The organism is Micromonospora sp. AKA38 (genome assembly GCF_027925725.1).
In the GTDB taxonomy this organism is placed as follows: Bacteria; Actinomycetota; Actinomycetes; order Mycobacteriales; family Micromonosporaceae; genus Micromonospora.
The window spans coordinates 1037413-1051232 of record NZ_BNEI01000002.1 but is presented as its reverse complement, the minus strand read 5'-3'; the positions used below and the strand labels follow the sequence as shown (position 1 = coordinate 1051232).

Genomic DNA, 13820 nt, shown 5'->3' with positions numbered 1-13820 from the left:
CTCGGGTCCGGGCCGCCGTCGTCCGACGGCAGCGCGTCTCGAGGCTCGGCCTCGAAAGGCTTGAGGAGTTGCCCGGCAACGTAGGGCAAGACTCCGTTCAGGCCGTCGCCCCAGACGAGGACAAGACGATGGGCGGGAGTGATCCGGAAGCGTCCCCCGGGGCGGCCCCGGACCAGTTCGACCAGCGACGCGACGTGCTGAGGATTACGGATCAGGGCACCCGAACTGTTGGTGACGGTACCGAGTGTGTCGACGGAATACTCCTGACCGCTGAGCATCCCGTGCCACTGAATCGGGGTGTCGGGGGCCCGCTGGCCCAACCTCTCCCACTCCTGCTCCTCGGTCGGCCGAGGGGTGGCGGGCGATTCCGGCATTCGTTCCTTCGCCTTCTCCGGGTCGAGAGACCAGCGCCAGTAGTGGTTCGCGCCCTCGCCGGTGAGGTCGGCCCAGTCCTCCTTGGCGTAGATCTGCTCGTCCACCGTGCCCGCGACGTAGATGAGGTGCATGTCGGCGTGCTTGCGCGGAGCAGAGCCATCGAAGCGGCGACGCAGCACCCTGCCGAGTGCCTGGATCCGCTGGCGAACGCTGGAGGTCGCCGCGACCGACACGCCGAGGTCTGCCTCCGGTACGTCGATGCCTTCGACCAGCGACTTCACGGAGACCAGGATCTGCGCCTGGCCGTGCCGAAACGCGTCCAATGCCGCCACCCGTGTTCGGGCGGCCAAGCGGGAATGCTCCAGCACGACGGATGTTCCCGTCAGATGCTGCCGCAGGTGCTCGTACAGCTCCTTTGCCTCACCAACCCGCTCGTGAAACATCAGTACGCGGCGGGCTGTATCCGCCCGGAGAGCTTCTTCGATGATCTGGTGGGCCACCCGGCCGCGTTCGAGGGCGCGGTAAAGCAGATCCTTCCGCCGCGTCGCGGCGGCCATGTATCTGCGGGCGACCGCGGCCACCTCGTCCCCACGTCGCTGCAACTGCTGCACTCGCCCTACCTCGAAGCCGAGCGAGCGCAGTTCGTCAGCGAGATCATCCACCTGCCGGCTTATCTTGTCGTACTCACGCCGTTCCTCATCGATGAGTTGGATGCCATGGTGATGAATCTCGTAGTCCGGCAGCCAGCCGGCGACACGTGCGTCGCGCAGGGTGAAGCGGTGCACGACGGGACCGAGCCCCTGGCCGACGAGTTGCTCGTCGTAGCGCAGAGGCTGACCTGACTCATCGAGTTCGTCGCGATCCGGGGTAGCAGACAGGCCGAGTCGATAGTCGGCCTTCGTGTCCAGCACCCGGGAGAAGGTTCGCGCTCCCGCTCGATGGCACTCGTCGACCACCAACATCAGAGGTTGTGCGGTCTGCGCCGCAGCGGGAAGTTGCTTGGCGGCGGTGTTCAACACCGCTACCAACGCCCTGCAGCGGGAAAGATTAGCTGAGCCTCCGGCACCTAGCAGGCCGATCTCGGGTCGCTCCAGGTTCGTGTACCGCTCCAACGCAGCCTGCCACTGCCGGGCCAGCGCCTCGGTGGGAACAACCACAGCCAGCCGCAGTTCGGGATCGCGTTCGGCCGCGCGCGCGGCGCAGGCGAGCGCGATCAGCGTCTTCCCACCACCGGTGACGATCTCGAATGTTCCCCGGTGCGCGCCACCAGTGCCACCGACCCACGCCTCGACGGCTTCTGCCTGCCAGGGCGCCAGTTCGAAGCCACGGGTCCTGATCACCGAGTCTCCCAGCGTGAACGAGTCGGTTGTGGTGCCGCTGACGCTACAACGAGCACGACGGTCGCGGGCCGGCCTGGCACCAACTCCAGTTAGCGGATCCGCGTACTTGATCGGGCCGGCAGTCCGGCGGCGGCCGAGTCTCGGCGGCGTCCAGCTCAGCCTCGGGGTCGGGCCGCGCGCAGCGCGTCGACCACCACCGCCCACCGGCTCGGCGTCATCTCGTCCGGGGACCGCAGCACGTCCCCGTCGTGCACCACCGCCCCCGCCTCCCGCAACAGCCGTAGATTCGGCGCGTAGGCCGGATGCGCCGACAGCGCCGCGTTCACCCGGGGGAAGACGTGGATCGGCAGCCCGGTGCCGAGCAGTTCGTTGAGGATGCCCAGCGCCAGCGTGTCGCTCGCGCCGGCCGCCCACTTGTTCAGCGTGTTGAAGGTGGCCGGCACGACCGCGGCGGCGTCGGCCGGCGGGTGCGGTTCGGGGTCGCCCGGCCGGCGCCACTGCACGCGTACCGGATGACCGGTCTGCGCGGCGAGCGCGTCACGGTCGAGCCAGCTTCCCGCGACCGGGGTGGCGATGAGGCAGACCCGCCACCCGTCGGCGGCGAGCAGGTCGGCGAGTTCGCCGATCCGCTGGGCCGGCGGAGCGGCGCAGACGACGAGGTGGAGCACCGGCGCGTCACTCATGGTCGTCAGTCTTACCCGGAAACGCTCCCGCCCGAGCACCCTCGGTGGGTGCTCGGGCGGGCGAGGTGTTAGGAGGGGGCCCCTCCTATACCGGAGGCGTTAAGAGGGGGCCCCGCCTTTCTGCACTACGCCGTTGACCTTCAGCGTGTACGGGGCATACTGCTGGACCTGCTCGGTGGGCTCGTCGTAGGCGACCACGGCGACCACCTTCGGGAAGAGCGCGAGCAGCGCGAGCTGGGCCCGGTTGAGCGTCAGGCTCGACTTGCCGTTGAACTCGAACTGCCAGGCCAGCGAGTGCTTCTCGTCCAGACCGACGAGCCGCACGTTCCAGTTGTGCACCGCGATCGGCTTGATCTCGGTGGGCGAGTCGAACGCGGCGAGGCTGCTGCCGTCGCTGACCGTGGTGCCGCCGAGCGTGACGTCGTCGACGAGCAGGCCGCCCTCGTTGACGCCGCCGTCGCTGACGTAGCGGAAGCCGAGCAGGATGTTCTTGCCGGCGTACGCGGACAGGTCGAAGCTGTGCGGCTCGAAACCGTCGGTGGTGCCGTTGAGCGCCGGGCCGAGCGGACCGTCGGTGGTCTTGTCGCCGGCGACCGCGGTGTAGGTGGCGCCGCCGTCGGTGGAGACCACCACGTAGCCGTAGTCGAAGCCGACCTCCGCGCCGTACTTGGCGAGGAAGCGCAGCGTCGGGTCGGCGGTCGGCACGGTGACCGGGGTGACCGCGGCGGCGTCGGTGTTGTCGGCGTTGCCGGAGAACAGCACCGGGTTGCCGGCGCGGTCCGGGTCGTTCGTCACGACGGTCCAGGCCAGCGGCAGCGACGGCAGCGTCTTCGCGCCCTGGAACGACAGCGACCGCAGGTCACGGCCGCGCAGCACGGTGCCGTCGGCCTTCGCCAGCGGGACGTAGTCGGCGCCGTTGGGCGCCGCGCCGGGCGTGGCGTACGCGGCCGGGTTGGCCAGGTTGACGGTGGAGCGCAGGATCTTCGTGGTCACCCGGCTCTTCGGTACGCCGAGCATGATGCCCGTGCGCGACTCCCCGACGATCTTGTCGACCAGCGTCATGGTCTGGTAGTCGTGGATCACCTGGTACATGTTCTTCGCGCCCTCGGCCTTGAGCGCGGCGTCCAGGCTGGCCAGCCCCTGCAGGTCGGCGTCGTTGTGCAGCCGGTGCACGATGTCGTTGCCGTAGCGGTCGTACAGGAACTGGATGAACGCGTACGCGTTGCCGTAGTCGGCGAGCACCGCGTTCGGGTTCGGGTTCTCGCCCCACAGGTTCAGCGAGTTCTCCGGGCCGCCGCAGTCGCGCGGGTTCGCGTTGTACGGCGTCTGCACCGTGCCGAAGCCCTGCTGGCAGTAGAGGTGGCTGTCCGCGCCCCGGTCGAAGACGGTCGCCTTCGTGTCCACGTACCCGGTGAGCGTCTGCGCGAAGTCGGACAGGCCCTCGTTCATCCAGGTGGTCTCGAACGGGTCGCTGTAGTAGTGCGCCAGGTGTTGCCACTCGTGCGCGAACGTGCCCTCGTAGCTGAACGGGCGGGCCGGGCGGCTGGTGCACAGGTCGTCGGTCGGCTCGTCCGGCGGGTTCGCGCCGGTGCGGTGCAGCCAGTCGAACGCGTCGACGGTCATCACGTTCCGGTCGAACAGTTCGTTGAGCTGCGCCGAGAAGAAGCCGGCGATGTAGGTCGGCGCGGCCGGGAAGTCGTAGAAGTTGTCGTCCCGGACGTTGTCGATCAGGGTGACCGTCTTGTTGCCGCCGCCGGTGTAGTCGCCGCCGTTGCCCTGGGCGTCCGGCGGGATCTGGGCGTTGCTGCCGTCGCGGTCCGGTGGCCGGCTGAACGCCACCGTCTCCTTCGGGTACATGTTCGTGTCGAACTCGTGCACGAAGCTCTGCACCTGCGCGTCGGTGATCTGCGTCGACGTGGGGATCTGGTTGCGGCAGTCGTCGGCCGGAAACGCGATGTCGTTGGCGACCCACACCTCGACGTTGTCGCCGACGCCGCGCAGCGTGTAGTCCTTGCGGTAGTAGCTGCCCTGGAAGTCGTCCATGCCGAGCCACTGCCGAACGGTGCCGACCGGCGGGGTCGGCGCCGCGGCGGCCTTCGAGCGGGCCTGGGCGCGCTTCTGGTAGCGGGCCGGGGTCTTGACCGGCTTGCCGTCGAGCGTGAAGTCCTTGCGGGTCAGCTCGCGGGTGTCGTCGGTGGCCGGCGTGGCCTTGGCGGGCACGGCCTGTGCGGGCGCGGCGGATGCGGCCGTCGCGGGCAGGACGCCGAGGAACGGTAGGACGAGTGCGATGGCTGCGGTACCGGCGATCCGGCTGCGTGCCATTGGCCCCCCTTGTCGGGTGTGCGGAATCCGGCCGACGGGGTCACCGTCGCGTGCGCCGGAGAGACATTCACGTCGTTCGTACGCCACACTGTTGCCTTTGGCAACCAGTCGAACGTGTTAAGAAGGGGCCCCGCCTCTACCGGATGCGTGAAGAAGGGGCCCCGCCTTGCAGGTCGTGGAGAGTGTGCTGCGTGACGTGCGCGAGGGCGCGCACCGGGGCGTCGTCGTCGACTCGCCGCCCGGCGCGGGCAAGAGCACGCTCGTCGTCCGCGCCGCCGCCGAGCTGGCCGTCACCGGGGACCCGCTGATGATTGTGGCGCAGACCAACGAGCAGGTCGACGACCTCATCGACCGGCTCGCCCGGCGGGCGCCCGAGCTGCGGATCGGCCGACTCTCCGCGACCGACTACCGGCCCAGCGAGCGGGTCACCGGCCACGGGACGGTCCGGGTCGCGGCGAAGGTCGCCGACCTCGGCGGTCCGGCCGTCACCATCGGTACGGCGGCCAAGTGGGCCACCGTGCCCGAGGGCTCCTGGCCGTGGGCGATCGTGGACGAGGCGTACCAGATGCGGGCGGACGCGCTGCTGCGCGTGGCCGGTCGGTTCGAGCGGGCGCTGTTCGTCGGCGACCCCGGGCAGCTCGACCCGTTCTCCGCCGTGGAGACCGCCCGCTGGACCGGCCTGACCTGGGACCCGATGCAGTCGGCGGTGGCCACGCTGCTGCGGCACAACCCGGACCTGCCGGTGCACCGGCTGCCGGTGTCGTGGCGGCTGCCGGCCTCCGCCGCGCCCGTGGTGTCCGCGGCGTTCTACCCGTTCACCGGGTTCCGGGCCGGCACCGGGCCGGCCGACCGGGCGCTGACGTTCACCGGGGCCGGTCCGGGTGACGCCTACGACGCCTCGGTCGAGCTGGCCGCCGCGACCGGCTGGGCGTTGCACGAGCTGCCGGCGCGACACACCGTGCGTACCGACGCCGAGGCCGCCACGGCCTGCGCGGAGCTGGCGCTGCGGGTGCTGGCACGCGGCGCGGTCGCGGTCAGCGAGGCAGCGCCCGGCGGCGCGCCGGTGACCGCGGACCGGATCGCCGTCGGGGCCGCGCACCGCGACCAGGTCGCGGCCATCCGGTCCCGGCTGGGCACGGCCGGCGCGGGCGTCACGGTGGACACCGCCAACCGGCTCCAGGGCCGGGAGTACGACGTGACGATCGTGCTGCACCCGCTCTCCGGCCGACGCGACGCGACCGCGTTCCACCTGGAGTCGGGGCGGCTGTGTGTGCTGGCGTCCCGGCACCGGCACGCCTGCGTGGTGGTGGCCCGGGCCGGCATCGGCGAGCTGCTCGACGCGTACCCGTCGACCGAGCGGGTGCACCTGGACGTGCCGGTGAAGTTCCCGGACGGGTGGGAGGCCAACCAGACCGTCCTCACCCACCTCGACGCGCACCGGGCCTGAGTACGCGCACCTGGGTACGCGCACGGGTCGGAAGCGACGGGCGGGCCGGCCGGGCGGTCCGTTCGGATCTTCCGACAACCGCGGGTGGTGGGCAGGATGGCCGGGTGCATCCTCACGACCCTTATCAGCCGGATCCGTACCAGCCGTACTACCCGCCGCAGTATCCGCCGCAGCCGGAGGAGGACGGGATCAACTGGACGACGGTCCTCTGGGTCGCGGTGCCGGCGCTGCTGGTGATCCTCTGCTGTGCCGGGTGCGTGGTCTCCGGGTTCGCCGGGGCGTTCATGGAGGGCTTCCAGGAGGGCTACTCGTCGTCGTAGGCCGGCGGGTCGCACCTCGACGCGCGCGGCTGGCGGTGGTGCGTTAGACAGGGCGCATGACCTTGAGCGTGCTGCCCTGGCTGGGCGGGGCCCTGGTGGCGGTGGCCGCCGGGTTCCTCGCCACGGTGCTGCCCCGGCGCCGCGAGCGTGACCGGGGCCGGCGGGTCGCCTGGTCGTCGGCGCGGGCGGCGATCCACGACGCCGCCGTCAGCCGGGACGCGGCCACCACGCCGGTGCCCGAGGCGGACCGGTTGCTGGCCCGCGCCGAGCTGCTCGCCGCCGCGCGCGACGGCGGCGCGGACGCGGCCCGGGAGGCGACCGCGCACGCGCGTCGCGCCGACGAGCTGTGGCGGGCCGGCCGATGAGGGTACGCCGGGAGCTGCTGCGCTGGTCCCTGCTGGCCGTGGCGGCGGCGGCGCTGACGGTGTTCCTGGTGGCGCAGCGGCAGAGCGTCGACGTCAGCTACGGGCGTTCGCCGTCGTCCGCCTCGCTGCCGGGGGAGGGGTCCGCGGGCGAGCTGAGCGACGCGACGGTCCCCTCGGTCGAGGAGATGACCGCGCTGGTCGCGGCCGATCCGGTGGTACGCCTGCCCGGCGCGACCGCGCGCTGGGACACCGCTCGCGTCCGGGCCGCCATCGGCGGTGACGACACCCGCATCCTGGTCGCCCCGCCGGGGCTGGACGAGGCGGAACGCCGGCGGGTCAAGGACGTCGAGAACGCCACGATCCGGATCGTCGGCACCGAGGTCAGCGGCGGTCTCTACGTGGCCACGGCGGACGACCTGCCGGGCTGGCGGGCGCAGTTCGCCACCGGCGACGTCACCGGGCAGGTGCTCGCGCTGCTCGCCGGGCTGCGCAAGCAGCCGTCCCCACCGGACCGCGACGACCTGCGCTGGCGGGAGCCGACCGCCGCCGAGTTGGCCCCGGTGACCGCCGCGCTGCGGGCCACCGGCCGGTACGTCGGGGCCGGCGCCACGCTGCCCCGGCTGCCGGAGCGGACCGCCGAGGACGCGTTCCCGGACGGGGCCTGGTTCGTGGTGCTGCCGGCCCAGCCGTACGGGGCGCCGCTGCCGGCGTACGGGCCGGCGCTGCATCGGCTCGCCCCGGACCGGCCGGTGGTGGTGATGTACGGCGGCTGGATCGAGTACCACGGTCCGGGCGCGGCGGACTTCGCCGAGGTGGCCGGCGCCAGCTTCTACGCCCAGTACGGCGGCCGGCTCAGCCGCTACGCCTATCCGCAGCTCAACGTGCTCGGCGCGTACCTGGCCCGGGTCACCGACGTGCGGTACGCGGGGCTGTTCGACAGGCCGCTGCCGTACCGGCCGTTCGACCCGCTGCGGGTGGCGCTGCCGGCGCTGCCGTGGCTCTTCGCCGGCTGTGTGGCCGGCTTCGTGGTGCTGTCGATCCGGACCGTGCGCGGCGCCGGTCGGGGCCGGCCGGACGACGTCGGGCCGGGCGGCACGCCGGCGCGGCTGGCCGGGCTCTCCGCGCTGGCCGTGGAGCTGTCCCTGCTCACCGACGCGCGCAGCGACCCGGCGCTGGTGCGGGGCGTCGGCCGGCTGCGCGCCGCCCGGTACGCGCTCGACGACGGGCTGCCCGACCGGCACGTACGCGGCCTGCTGGCGGACGCGGCGGCCGAGCTGGACGGCGTGGCCCGGGACGTGCGGATGCCCGGCTACCGGCCGGACGTCTACCTGCGCGGGAGGCTGTCGTGACCGGGACCGAGCGTCGGCGGGCGGGCACCGAGCGTCGGCGGGCCGGCACAGGGCGCGGGCGGGCCGGGACCGCGCGTCGGCAGGCTGGGACCCCGCGTCGGCAGGCCGGGACCGCGCGCCGGCCGGTGGGCACCGTGCGCCGGCTGCTGGGCCGGCTGGTCGGGACCGCGTTCGGCCGGGCGGTGCTGGCCTGCCTGGTGCTGGCCGGCTGGGCGCTGTGGACCGGCGGCCTGTTCGACGGGCCGGCCGCCCGGCAGGTACGCGCCTCGTCGGTCTACGCGGCGCGCGGCGTGGAGCTGGACCGGGCCGCCGCCGAACGGGTCATCGGCAACCGCCGGCTGGTGGTGCTGATGATGCGGCCCGGCACCGACCTGTCCGAGGCGTGCGACGACACCGAACGGGCCACCCAGGGCACGCTGGTGCTGGCGATGAGCCGGGACGGCGACGACTGGGACACGTACGGCTGTTCCCGCCTCGGCGGCGACAGTCCGCGCGACGTCGGCCGGTCCGTGGTGGTGGAGACCGTGATCGGCCAGGGCGCGGACGCGTTCGTGGACCGGCCGGTCGAGGCGCTGAAGGTGATCGTGCTCAACTACGACCGGCTGGTCCGCACCGGCCTGGTGCCGGACGGCGCTCGGACCATCAGCCCGTCGTTGCCCCGCTACCTGCTGGCCGGCGGCGCGCTCGGCGGCGTGGTGGCCGGCGCGGCGGTGCTCTGGTTCGGTGGCCGGCGGGCCGGCCGGTTGGCCGACGCGCGGCGGGCCGGGCGGGACGCGCGCGCCGACGAGCGGGCCGCGTTGGGCGCGGCGACCGCCGTGCTCGCCCAGCAGATCATCGACCTGGACCGGGCCGGCGGGCCGGGCGGGTCGGCGTACCGGCGGCTGGCCGGCGACTACGTCGGGCTGCTCGACGAGGTGTCCGGATCGGACGCCGGGGACCCGGGGGCGGGCCGGCTGCGGGAGCGGGTGGACGAATTGAGCCGGCGGGCGGCGGAGCTGGCGGACGACGCGGCGGTCGCCGCACCGGAGTCGGCGCGGACGCGCGGACGGGGCCGGCGGTGACCCGCCGGCCCCGTCCCCGGAGCGTCGTCAGCGCCCGGCGGCGACCACCGTGGCGGCCGGCCAGCTGTCGCTGAAGATCTGGGCGGGCGTGGCGCTGCGGGCGGCGAAGCCGAACAGCGAGTCGACCCGGGCGGCCTCGGTGGAGCTGGGGTACGGGTTGGTGCAGCTGGTGCCGGCGCTGCCGCCGGACATCAGGATGGCGCAGTTGCCGTTGTAGTTGTCCGGCAGGCCGAGGATGTGGCCGATCTCGTGCGTCATGATGCGCAGCGGCGAGTACTGCTGGGCCTGGTTGTAGTCGATGACCACGCGACCGTTGCCGAGGCTGGTGCGCTGGGCGTACGACCCGCCGCCGTAGGTGTAGTAGATCATCAGGTTCGACCCGCACTGGGCCATGTTGATGTTGTTGGTGTAGTTGTTCCAGATCGACGCCGCCTGCACCGCCGTGCTGGCGAACGGGCCGGCCTGGCTGGTGTTGTAGCAGACGTTGCGGATCGCGGCGGAGGCCGGTGCCGGGTTGACGGCGACCGCGCCCAGCGCCGTCAGCGTCACGGCCGCGAGGGTGGCGAGGATCCGGGACAGCTTCGGCGTACGCATGGTTCACACTCCTGGGGGATGGGGGGTGTGCGGACGCCGACAGCCTATCGATACGGATCGATCGATATCAAGGTCTGTCAGGTGGCGGCGTGCGGATCGGCCGCGTTCAGCTCGGCGACCACCCGGTCGTACTCGCCACGCGCCGCCGCGTGCCGGAGGAACTTCACGCGCTCGACCTGGATCTCCGTGGCGTCCGGCTGCGCCGCCAGCAACGCCACCACCTCGGCCACGAACTCGTCCAGCGGCATGGCGAACTCGCTGCTCTCCTGCCCGGGCAGCAGCCCGGTCCGCACCGCCGGCGGCACCAGCTCCACCACCCGTACGCCGGTCGGGGCCAACTGGAGCCGGATCGACTCGCTGAGCATGTGGATCGCGGCCTTGGACGCGTTGTAGCTCGGGGTGACCCGCAGCGGCACGAACGCCAGGCCGGACGAGACGGTGACGATGGTGGCGTTCCCGCGCTGCCGCAGGTGCTCGACGAACGCGCCGATCAGCCGGATCGGGCCGAGCACGTTGGTGGTCACCACCTCCTCGGCCGAGGCGAGGAACGTCTCGGGCGAGCGCCAGTCCTCGATCCGCATCACACCGGCCATGGCCACCACGACGTTGAGGTCCGGGTGCCGGGCCAGCACCGATTTCGCCGCCGCCGTGATGCTCGCCGGGTCGGTCGTGTCGATCGGCACGGTGTCCAGGCCCGGGTGGGTCGCGGCGATCTCGTCGAGCAACTCGGTACGCCGGCCGCCGACGATCACCGTGTTGCCCCGGTCCCGCAGGGCGAGCGCCAGCGCCAGGCCGATCCCGCTGGTGGCGCCCGGAATGAAGATGGTGTTCCCGGAGATGTCCATGCCGCCAGCATGGCCGGTCCGTGGTGGCCGGGGCAGAGTTCCGTGATCGGGGGATCCCGGATCCCTGGTTCGCGTCGCCCGGCGGCGGATACTCGGATCATGGACCGGATCGCCCTGGCCGACTTCCTCCGCCGCCGCCGCGAGGCGCTGCGCCCCGGTGACGTCGGGCTGCCGCCGGGTGCCCGGCGGCGGGCCCCCGGCCTGCGGCGGGAGGAGGTCGCCGCGCTCGCCGCCATGTCCACCGACTACTACACCCGGCTGGAGCAGCGGCGCGGCCCGCAGCCCAGCCCGAACCTGCTCGCCGGGCTGGCCCGGGCGCTGCGGTTGACCGGCGACGAACGCGACTACCTGTTCCGGGTGGCCGGGCACAGCCCGCCCGAGGCGGTCTCCACCGCCACCCACGTCGCGCCGGCGCTGCTGCGGGTGCTGGACCGGCTGGCGGACACGCCGGCGCTGATCCTGTCGAACCTGGGGGAGACGCTGGAGCAGAACCGGTTGGCCGCCGCGCTGCTCGGCGAGCGGACCGGCCACACCGGGCCGGCCCGCAGCGGGATCTTCAGGTGGTTCACCGACCCGGCCGAGCGGGCCCGCTACCCGGTCGACGACCACGACCGGCAGAGCCGCGCACAGGTCGCCAACCTGCGTGCCGCGTACGGCCAGATGGGTCCCCGCTCCCGCGCCGGTGAGCTGGTCCGGGTGCTGCGCGCGGCCAGCGACGAGTTCGCCGGGTTGTGGGAGCGGCACGAGGTGGCGCAGCGCTACGCCGACCACAAGACGCTGATCCACCCGGAACTCGGCCCGATCGAGCTGGACTGCCAGGTGCTGTTCACCGAGGACCAGTCCCAGGCGCTGCTCGTGCTCACCGCGCCGCCGCGCAGCGAGGGCGCGGAGAAGCTGCGACTGCTCGCCGTGCTCGGGCACGAGCGTTTCCCGGCGTGAACCAGGCACAGGAACGGCTATTCACGCCGCCGGGAATTCCCGGCTCCGGTGTCAACCTCCCGTCACGCAGGGTGTTCTGCTGATCCCTTCCGGTCGATAGCGTCGGGCCACTGGCCGCCGACGAAGGGCCGAGAATGGACACCAACAGACATCCGCTCGACCGCAGGCGACTCCTCGCCGGCGCGGCGGCGGCCTCGACGCTCACCCTGACCGGTCTGGCCGTCGCGCCCGGCCCCGCCGCCGCGGCCCCGGCCGGCGCCGGAACGCCGCTGGTGACCCGGGACCGGATCGCGACCGCCGCGTTGCGCGCGCCCGACGGTTCCGCGCCGGCGGTCCGGATCCGGGCCGACTTCTCCGACCGGCTCGCCGCCTGGCTGGCGTTCTGGTCGGCGAACTCCCCCCGCGCCTGGAGCGCGCCGACGCAGGTGGTCGCCCGGGTCGCGCCGGCCGGCGACGCGCTGGACCTGCACGCGGTCCGCTACCGCCGCGACGACGAGCCGCGGGCCGGCTTCACCGCCGCCCGGCGGGACGCCACGCACCTGGCCACGCTGGCCAGCCTGCACCACCACTTCCCGAGCGTGCGCGTCCGGCCGGACGGGACGATCCGGATCGGCGACGGGCCCGCCGGCTTCACCGGCGCGCCGGAACAGGTCGCCTTCGCGGTCGCCGCCTGCCGTGGGCTGTGGGGCGACGCGGCGGCCACCGCCGACCGCTGGCGGGAGCACGCCGGCCGGGTCCTCGCCCGCGCCGGCCGGCCCGCCGACGCCGGCTCGCACGCCGGCTGGGCGGCCTTCACCCGGACCAGCCTGCGTCGCGGGCTGGGCACCGAATCGTACGAGTGACCGGAGGAAAACAGATGGCTCGCAACGAGTTCCGCTTCGTGGTCGACGGCGTCGACCTGACACCCGACCAGCAGACCCTGATCGCCGGCGAGATCCAGAAGGCCGGCCTGGCCGCGCTGCGTACCGCCAACGCCAAGCTCGTCAACCCGCTCACACTCGGCCACGGCAACATCAAGCTGCGGCCCGAGTGGTACGGGCTCTGGGTGCTCGACGGCGTGTCCGCGCAGGACCTCGGGCAGAAGATCAACGACATCGGGTTCTGGATCCAGCGGTGACCGACGCCGCCCGATCGGCCGGCCCGCCGGAGCGGATGTGCCCGAGCACGCCGGCGTCCAACGCCACCGTGTTCCTCGGCATGATCACGCCGGCGGGCCGGGTGGCCTACGTGACGCCGGCCGTGCCGGCCGAGGTGGCGCTCGCCGGGGCCGACGACTCCGACGGGCCGATCGAGTCCCGGGTCCGGCTCGCCGGTCCCTGCGTCACCTCGTCCTGCGGCTTCTGGACCGGCTCGCACTGCGGCCTGGGCGCCCGGATGGCCGCCTCGTACGCCGAGGCCGCCCCGCCGGCCGAGGAGACGCTGCCGAAGTGCGCGATCCGGCGTACCTGCCGATGGTTCGCCGAGCAGGGGCCGGCGGCGTGCCCGGCCTGCTCGCACGTGGTCACCGACGCGCGGTGAGCGCGGGTGGCTGCTTGACCCGGCGACGCACAGCCGCTGATCCTCGCGGCCGTGTCGTTCGCCTGCGCTGCCGGAGCAGTCAGCCGGCGGACACCTGGTGTGACCCGTCGCGGACACGGCGGTAGCGCTCGTAGATCACGCGGGAGCTGAACGTCTTGGTCTCGACCAGGTTCAGCGGGATGTCGGCGGTGACCGGCGGCAGGTACGGCGTGCCGCCACCCACCACGACCGGGCACCGGTACATGCGCAGCTCGTCGACGAGGCCGAGCTCGATCGCGGCCCCGGCCAGCACGGTGCCGCCGATCGAGACGGGCTTGTCGGTCGCGTCCAGCGCCATGGCGATCTCCTCGGCCACCGACGCCTTGGCGAGCCGGGCGTTACCCTGGACGTCATCGAGCGTACGGCTGAAGACGACCTTCGGCAGGTCGCGCCAGGTGTCGGCGAACGCGGCCCCGATCTCGGTCTCGCGCATCGCCGGATCCGTCTCCCACACCAGCATGTTCTCGTAGAGCCGGCGGCCCAGCAGGTAGCCGCCGAGCTGGCCCACCTCCGCGTGGTGGAACCGGATCAGCTCATCGTCGGGGCCCGTCCAGTCGAACGAGCCCGCGCGGTCGGCGACGAAGCCGTCCACCGAGACGCTCATCGAGTACATCAGCACAAAT

At 73.0% G+C, this 13820-nt stretch carries 15 protein-coding genes; 9 read left to right on the top strand and 6 right to left on the bottom strand.

Translation table 11 applies throughout. From position 1 onward, the window contains the following. From TPA0908_RS08380 to TPA0908_RS08370, 3 genes are all read right to left on the bottom strand, one after another. A partial coding sequence (locus TPA0908_RS08380) for a DEAD/DEAH box helicase (RefSeq protein ID WP_281936229.1) occupies nt 1–1715 on the bottom strand: 1715 nt, incomplete at its 3' end. A 155-nt stretch (nt 1716–1870) separates the two neighbouring features. After that, entirely contained in the window at nt 1871–2398 is a 528-nt protein-coding gene (locus TPA0908_RS08375; RefSeq protein ID WP_281936227.1) for a flavoprotein, read from the bottom strand. Between the two features lie 99 nt (nt 2399–2497). After that, nucleotides 2498–4720 carry a choice-of-anchor J domain-containing protein gene (locus TPA0908_RS08370; protein ID WP_281936225.1) on the bottom strand — a complete coding sequence of 741 codons (2223 nt, stop codon included), beginning with the start codon at nt 4718–4720 and terminating at the stop codon, nt 2498–2500. A 166-nt stretch (nt 4721–4886) separates the two neighbouring features. Between TPA0908_RS08370 and TPA0908_RS08365 the strand changes: the two genes are divergently transcribed. From TPA0908_RS08365 to TPA0908_RS08345, 5 genes are all read left to right on the top strand, one after another. After that, nucleotides 4887–6167 (top strand): AAA family ATPase, encoded by a 1281-nt coding sequence (locus TPA0908_RS08365; protein WP_281936223.1) that lies wholly within the window; start codon nt 4887–4889, stop codon nt 6165–6167. 104 nt (nt 6168–6271) lie between these two features. Further along, complete coding sequence (locus TPA0908_RS08360) at nt 6272–6487, top strand: hypothetical protein (protein WP_281936221.1); 216 nt, start codon at nt 6272–6274, stop codon at nt 6485–6487. A 56-nt stretch (nt 6488–6543) separates the two neighbouring features. Next, nucleotides 6544–6852 carry a DUF6403 family protein gene (locus TPA0908_RS08355; RefSeq protein WP_281936219.1) on the top strand — a complete coding sequence of 103 codons (309 nt, stop codon included), beginning with the start codon at nt 6544–6546 and terminating at the stop codon, nt 6850–6852. Beyond that, nucleotides 6849–8201, top strand: a complete 1353-nt coding sequence (locus tag TPA0908_RS08350; protein WP_281936217.1) for a hypothetical protein — start codon at nt 6849–6851, stop codon at nt 8199–8201. The genes TPA0908_RS08355 and TPA0908_RS08350 overlap by 4 nt, the downstream gene beginning before the upstream one ends. Beyond that, entirely contained in the window at nt 8198–9262 is a 1065-nt protein-coding gene (locus tag TPA0908_RS08345) for a hypothetical protein (protein ID WP_281936215.1), read from the top strand. Before TPA0908_RS08350 ends, TPA0908_RS08345 begins: the two co-directional genes overlap by 4 nt. A gap of 27 nt (nt 9263–9289) precedes the next feature. Here TPA0908_RS08345 and TPA0908_RS08340 read toward each other — a convergent pair whose 3' ends face one another. Together TPA0908_RS08340 and TPA0908_RS08335 are read right to left on the bottom strand one after the other, a co-directional pair. Then, a complete protein-coding gene (locus tag TPA0908_RS08340) occupies nt 9290–9856 on the bottom strand; it encodes a snapalysin family zinc-dependent metalloprotease (protein ID WP_281936213.1) in 567 nt (188 codons plus the stop codon). Between the two features lie 77 nt (nt 9857–9933). Next, nucleotides 9934–10701 (bottom strand): SDR family oxidoreductase, encoded by a 768-nt coding sequence (locus tag TPA0908_RS08335; protein ID WP_281936211.1) that lies wholly within the window; start codon nt 10699–10701, stop codon nt 9934–9936. Between the two features lie 99 nt (nt 10702–10800). On the opposite strand from TPA0908_RS08335, the gene TPA0908_RS08330 reads away from it, so the two are divergent. The 4 genes from TPA0908_RS08330 to TPA0908_RS08315 all read left to right on the top strand — a co-directional run bounded on the left by TPA0908_RS08330 (nt 10801) and on the right by TPA0908_RS08315 (nt 13158). Further along, on the top strand, nt 10801–11640 hold the full coding sequence (locus TPA0908_RS08330) for a helix-turn-helix transcriptional regulator (RefSeq protein ID WP_281936209.1): 840 nt from the start codon (nt 10801–10803) through the stop codon (nt 11638–11640). Between the two features lie 134 nt (nt 11641–11774). Beyond that, on the top strand, nt 11775–12482 hold the full coding sequence (locus TPA0908_RS08325) for a hypothetical protein (RefSeq protein ID WP_281936207.1): 708 nt from the start codon (nt 11775–11777) through the stop codon (nt 12480–12482). 14 nt (nt 12483–12496) lie between these two features. Continuing rightward, the gene (locus TPA0908_RS08320) at nt 12497–12757 is read left to right on the top strand and encodes a hypothetical protein (protein WP_281936205.1); all 261 of its coding nucleotides are present in this window, start codon (nt 12497–12499) and stop codon (nt 12755–12757) included. Continuing rightward, nucleotides 12754–13158, top strand: coding sequence for a hypothetical protein (locus TPA0908_RS08315; protein ID WP_281936204.1), 405 nt, complete (start codon nt 12754–12756; stop codon nt 13156–13158). The genes TPA0908_RS08320 and TPA0908_RS08315 overlap by 4 nt, the downstream gene beginning before the upstream one ends. A 79-nt stretch (nt 13159–13237) precedes the next feature. On the opposite strand, the gene TPA0908_RS08310 is transcribed toward TPA0908_RS08315, so the two are convergent. Next, a complete protein-coding gene (locus TPA0908_RS08310; RefSeq protein ID WP_281936304.1) occupies nt 13238–13810 on the bottom strand; it encodes a dihydrofolate reductase family protein in 573 nt (190 codons plus the stop codon). Nucleotides 13811–13820: the final 10 nt, after the last annotated feature.

Bases quoted from the DNA above. Each gene is read 5' to 3' on its own strand.
- TPA0908_RS08335 (WP_281936211.1), bottom strand. From the start codon at position 10,701: ATGGACATCTCCGGGAACACCATCTTCATTCCGGGCGCCACCAGCGGG.
- TPA0908_RS08330 (WP_281936209.1), top strand. From the start codon at position 10,801: ATGGACCGGATCGCCCTGGCCGACTTCCTCCGCCGCCGCCGCGAGGCG.
- TPA0908_RS08310 (WP_281936304.1), bottom strand. From the start codon at position 13,810: ATGTACTCGATGAGCGTCTCGGTGGACGGCTTCGTCGCCGACCGCGCG.
- TPA0908_RS08370 (WP_281936225.1), bottom strand. From the start codon at position 4,720: ATGGCACGCAGCCGGATCGCCGGTACCGCAGCCATCGCACTCGTCCTA.
- TPA0908_RS08355 (WP_281936219.1), top strand. From the start codon at position 6,544: ATGACCTTGAGCGTGCTGCCCTGGCTGGGCGGGGCCCTGGTGGCGGTG.
- TPA0908_RS08325 (WP_281936207.1), top strand. From the start codon at position 11,775: ATGGACACCAACAGACATCCGCTCGACCGCAGGCGACTCCTCGCCGGC.
- TPA0908_RS08320 (WP_281936205.1), top strand. From the start codon at position 12,497: ATGGCTCGCAACGAGTTCCGCTTCGTGGTCGACGGCGTCGACCTGACA.
- TPA0908_RS08350 (WP_281936217.1), top strand. From the start codon at position 6,849: ATGAGGGTACGCCGGGAGCTGCTGCGCTGGTCCCTGCTGGCCGTGGCG.
- TPA0908_RS08375 (WP_281936227.1), bottom strand. From the start codon at position 2,398: ATGAGTGACGCGCCGGTGCTCCACCTCGTCGTCTGCGCCGCTCCGCCG.
- TPA0908_RS08340 (WP_281936213.1), bottom strand. From the start codon at position 9,856: ATGCGTACGCCGAAGCTGTCCCGGATCCTCGCCACCCTCGCGGCCGTG.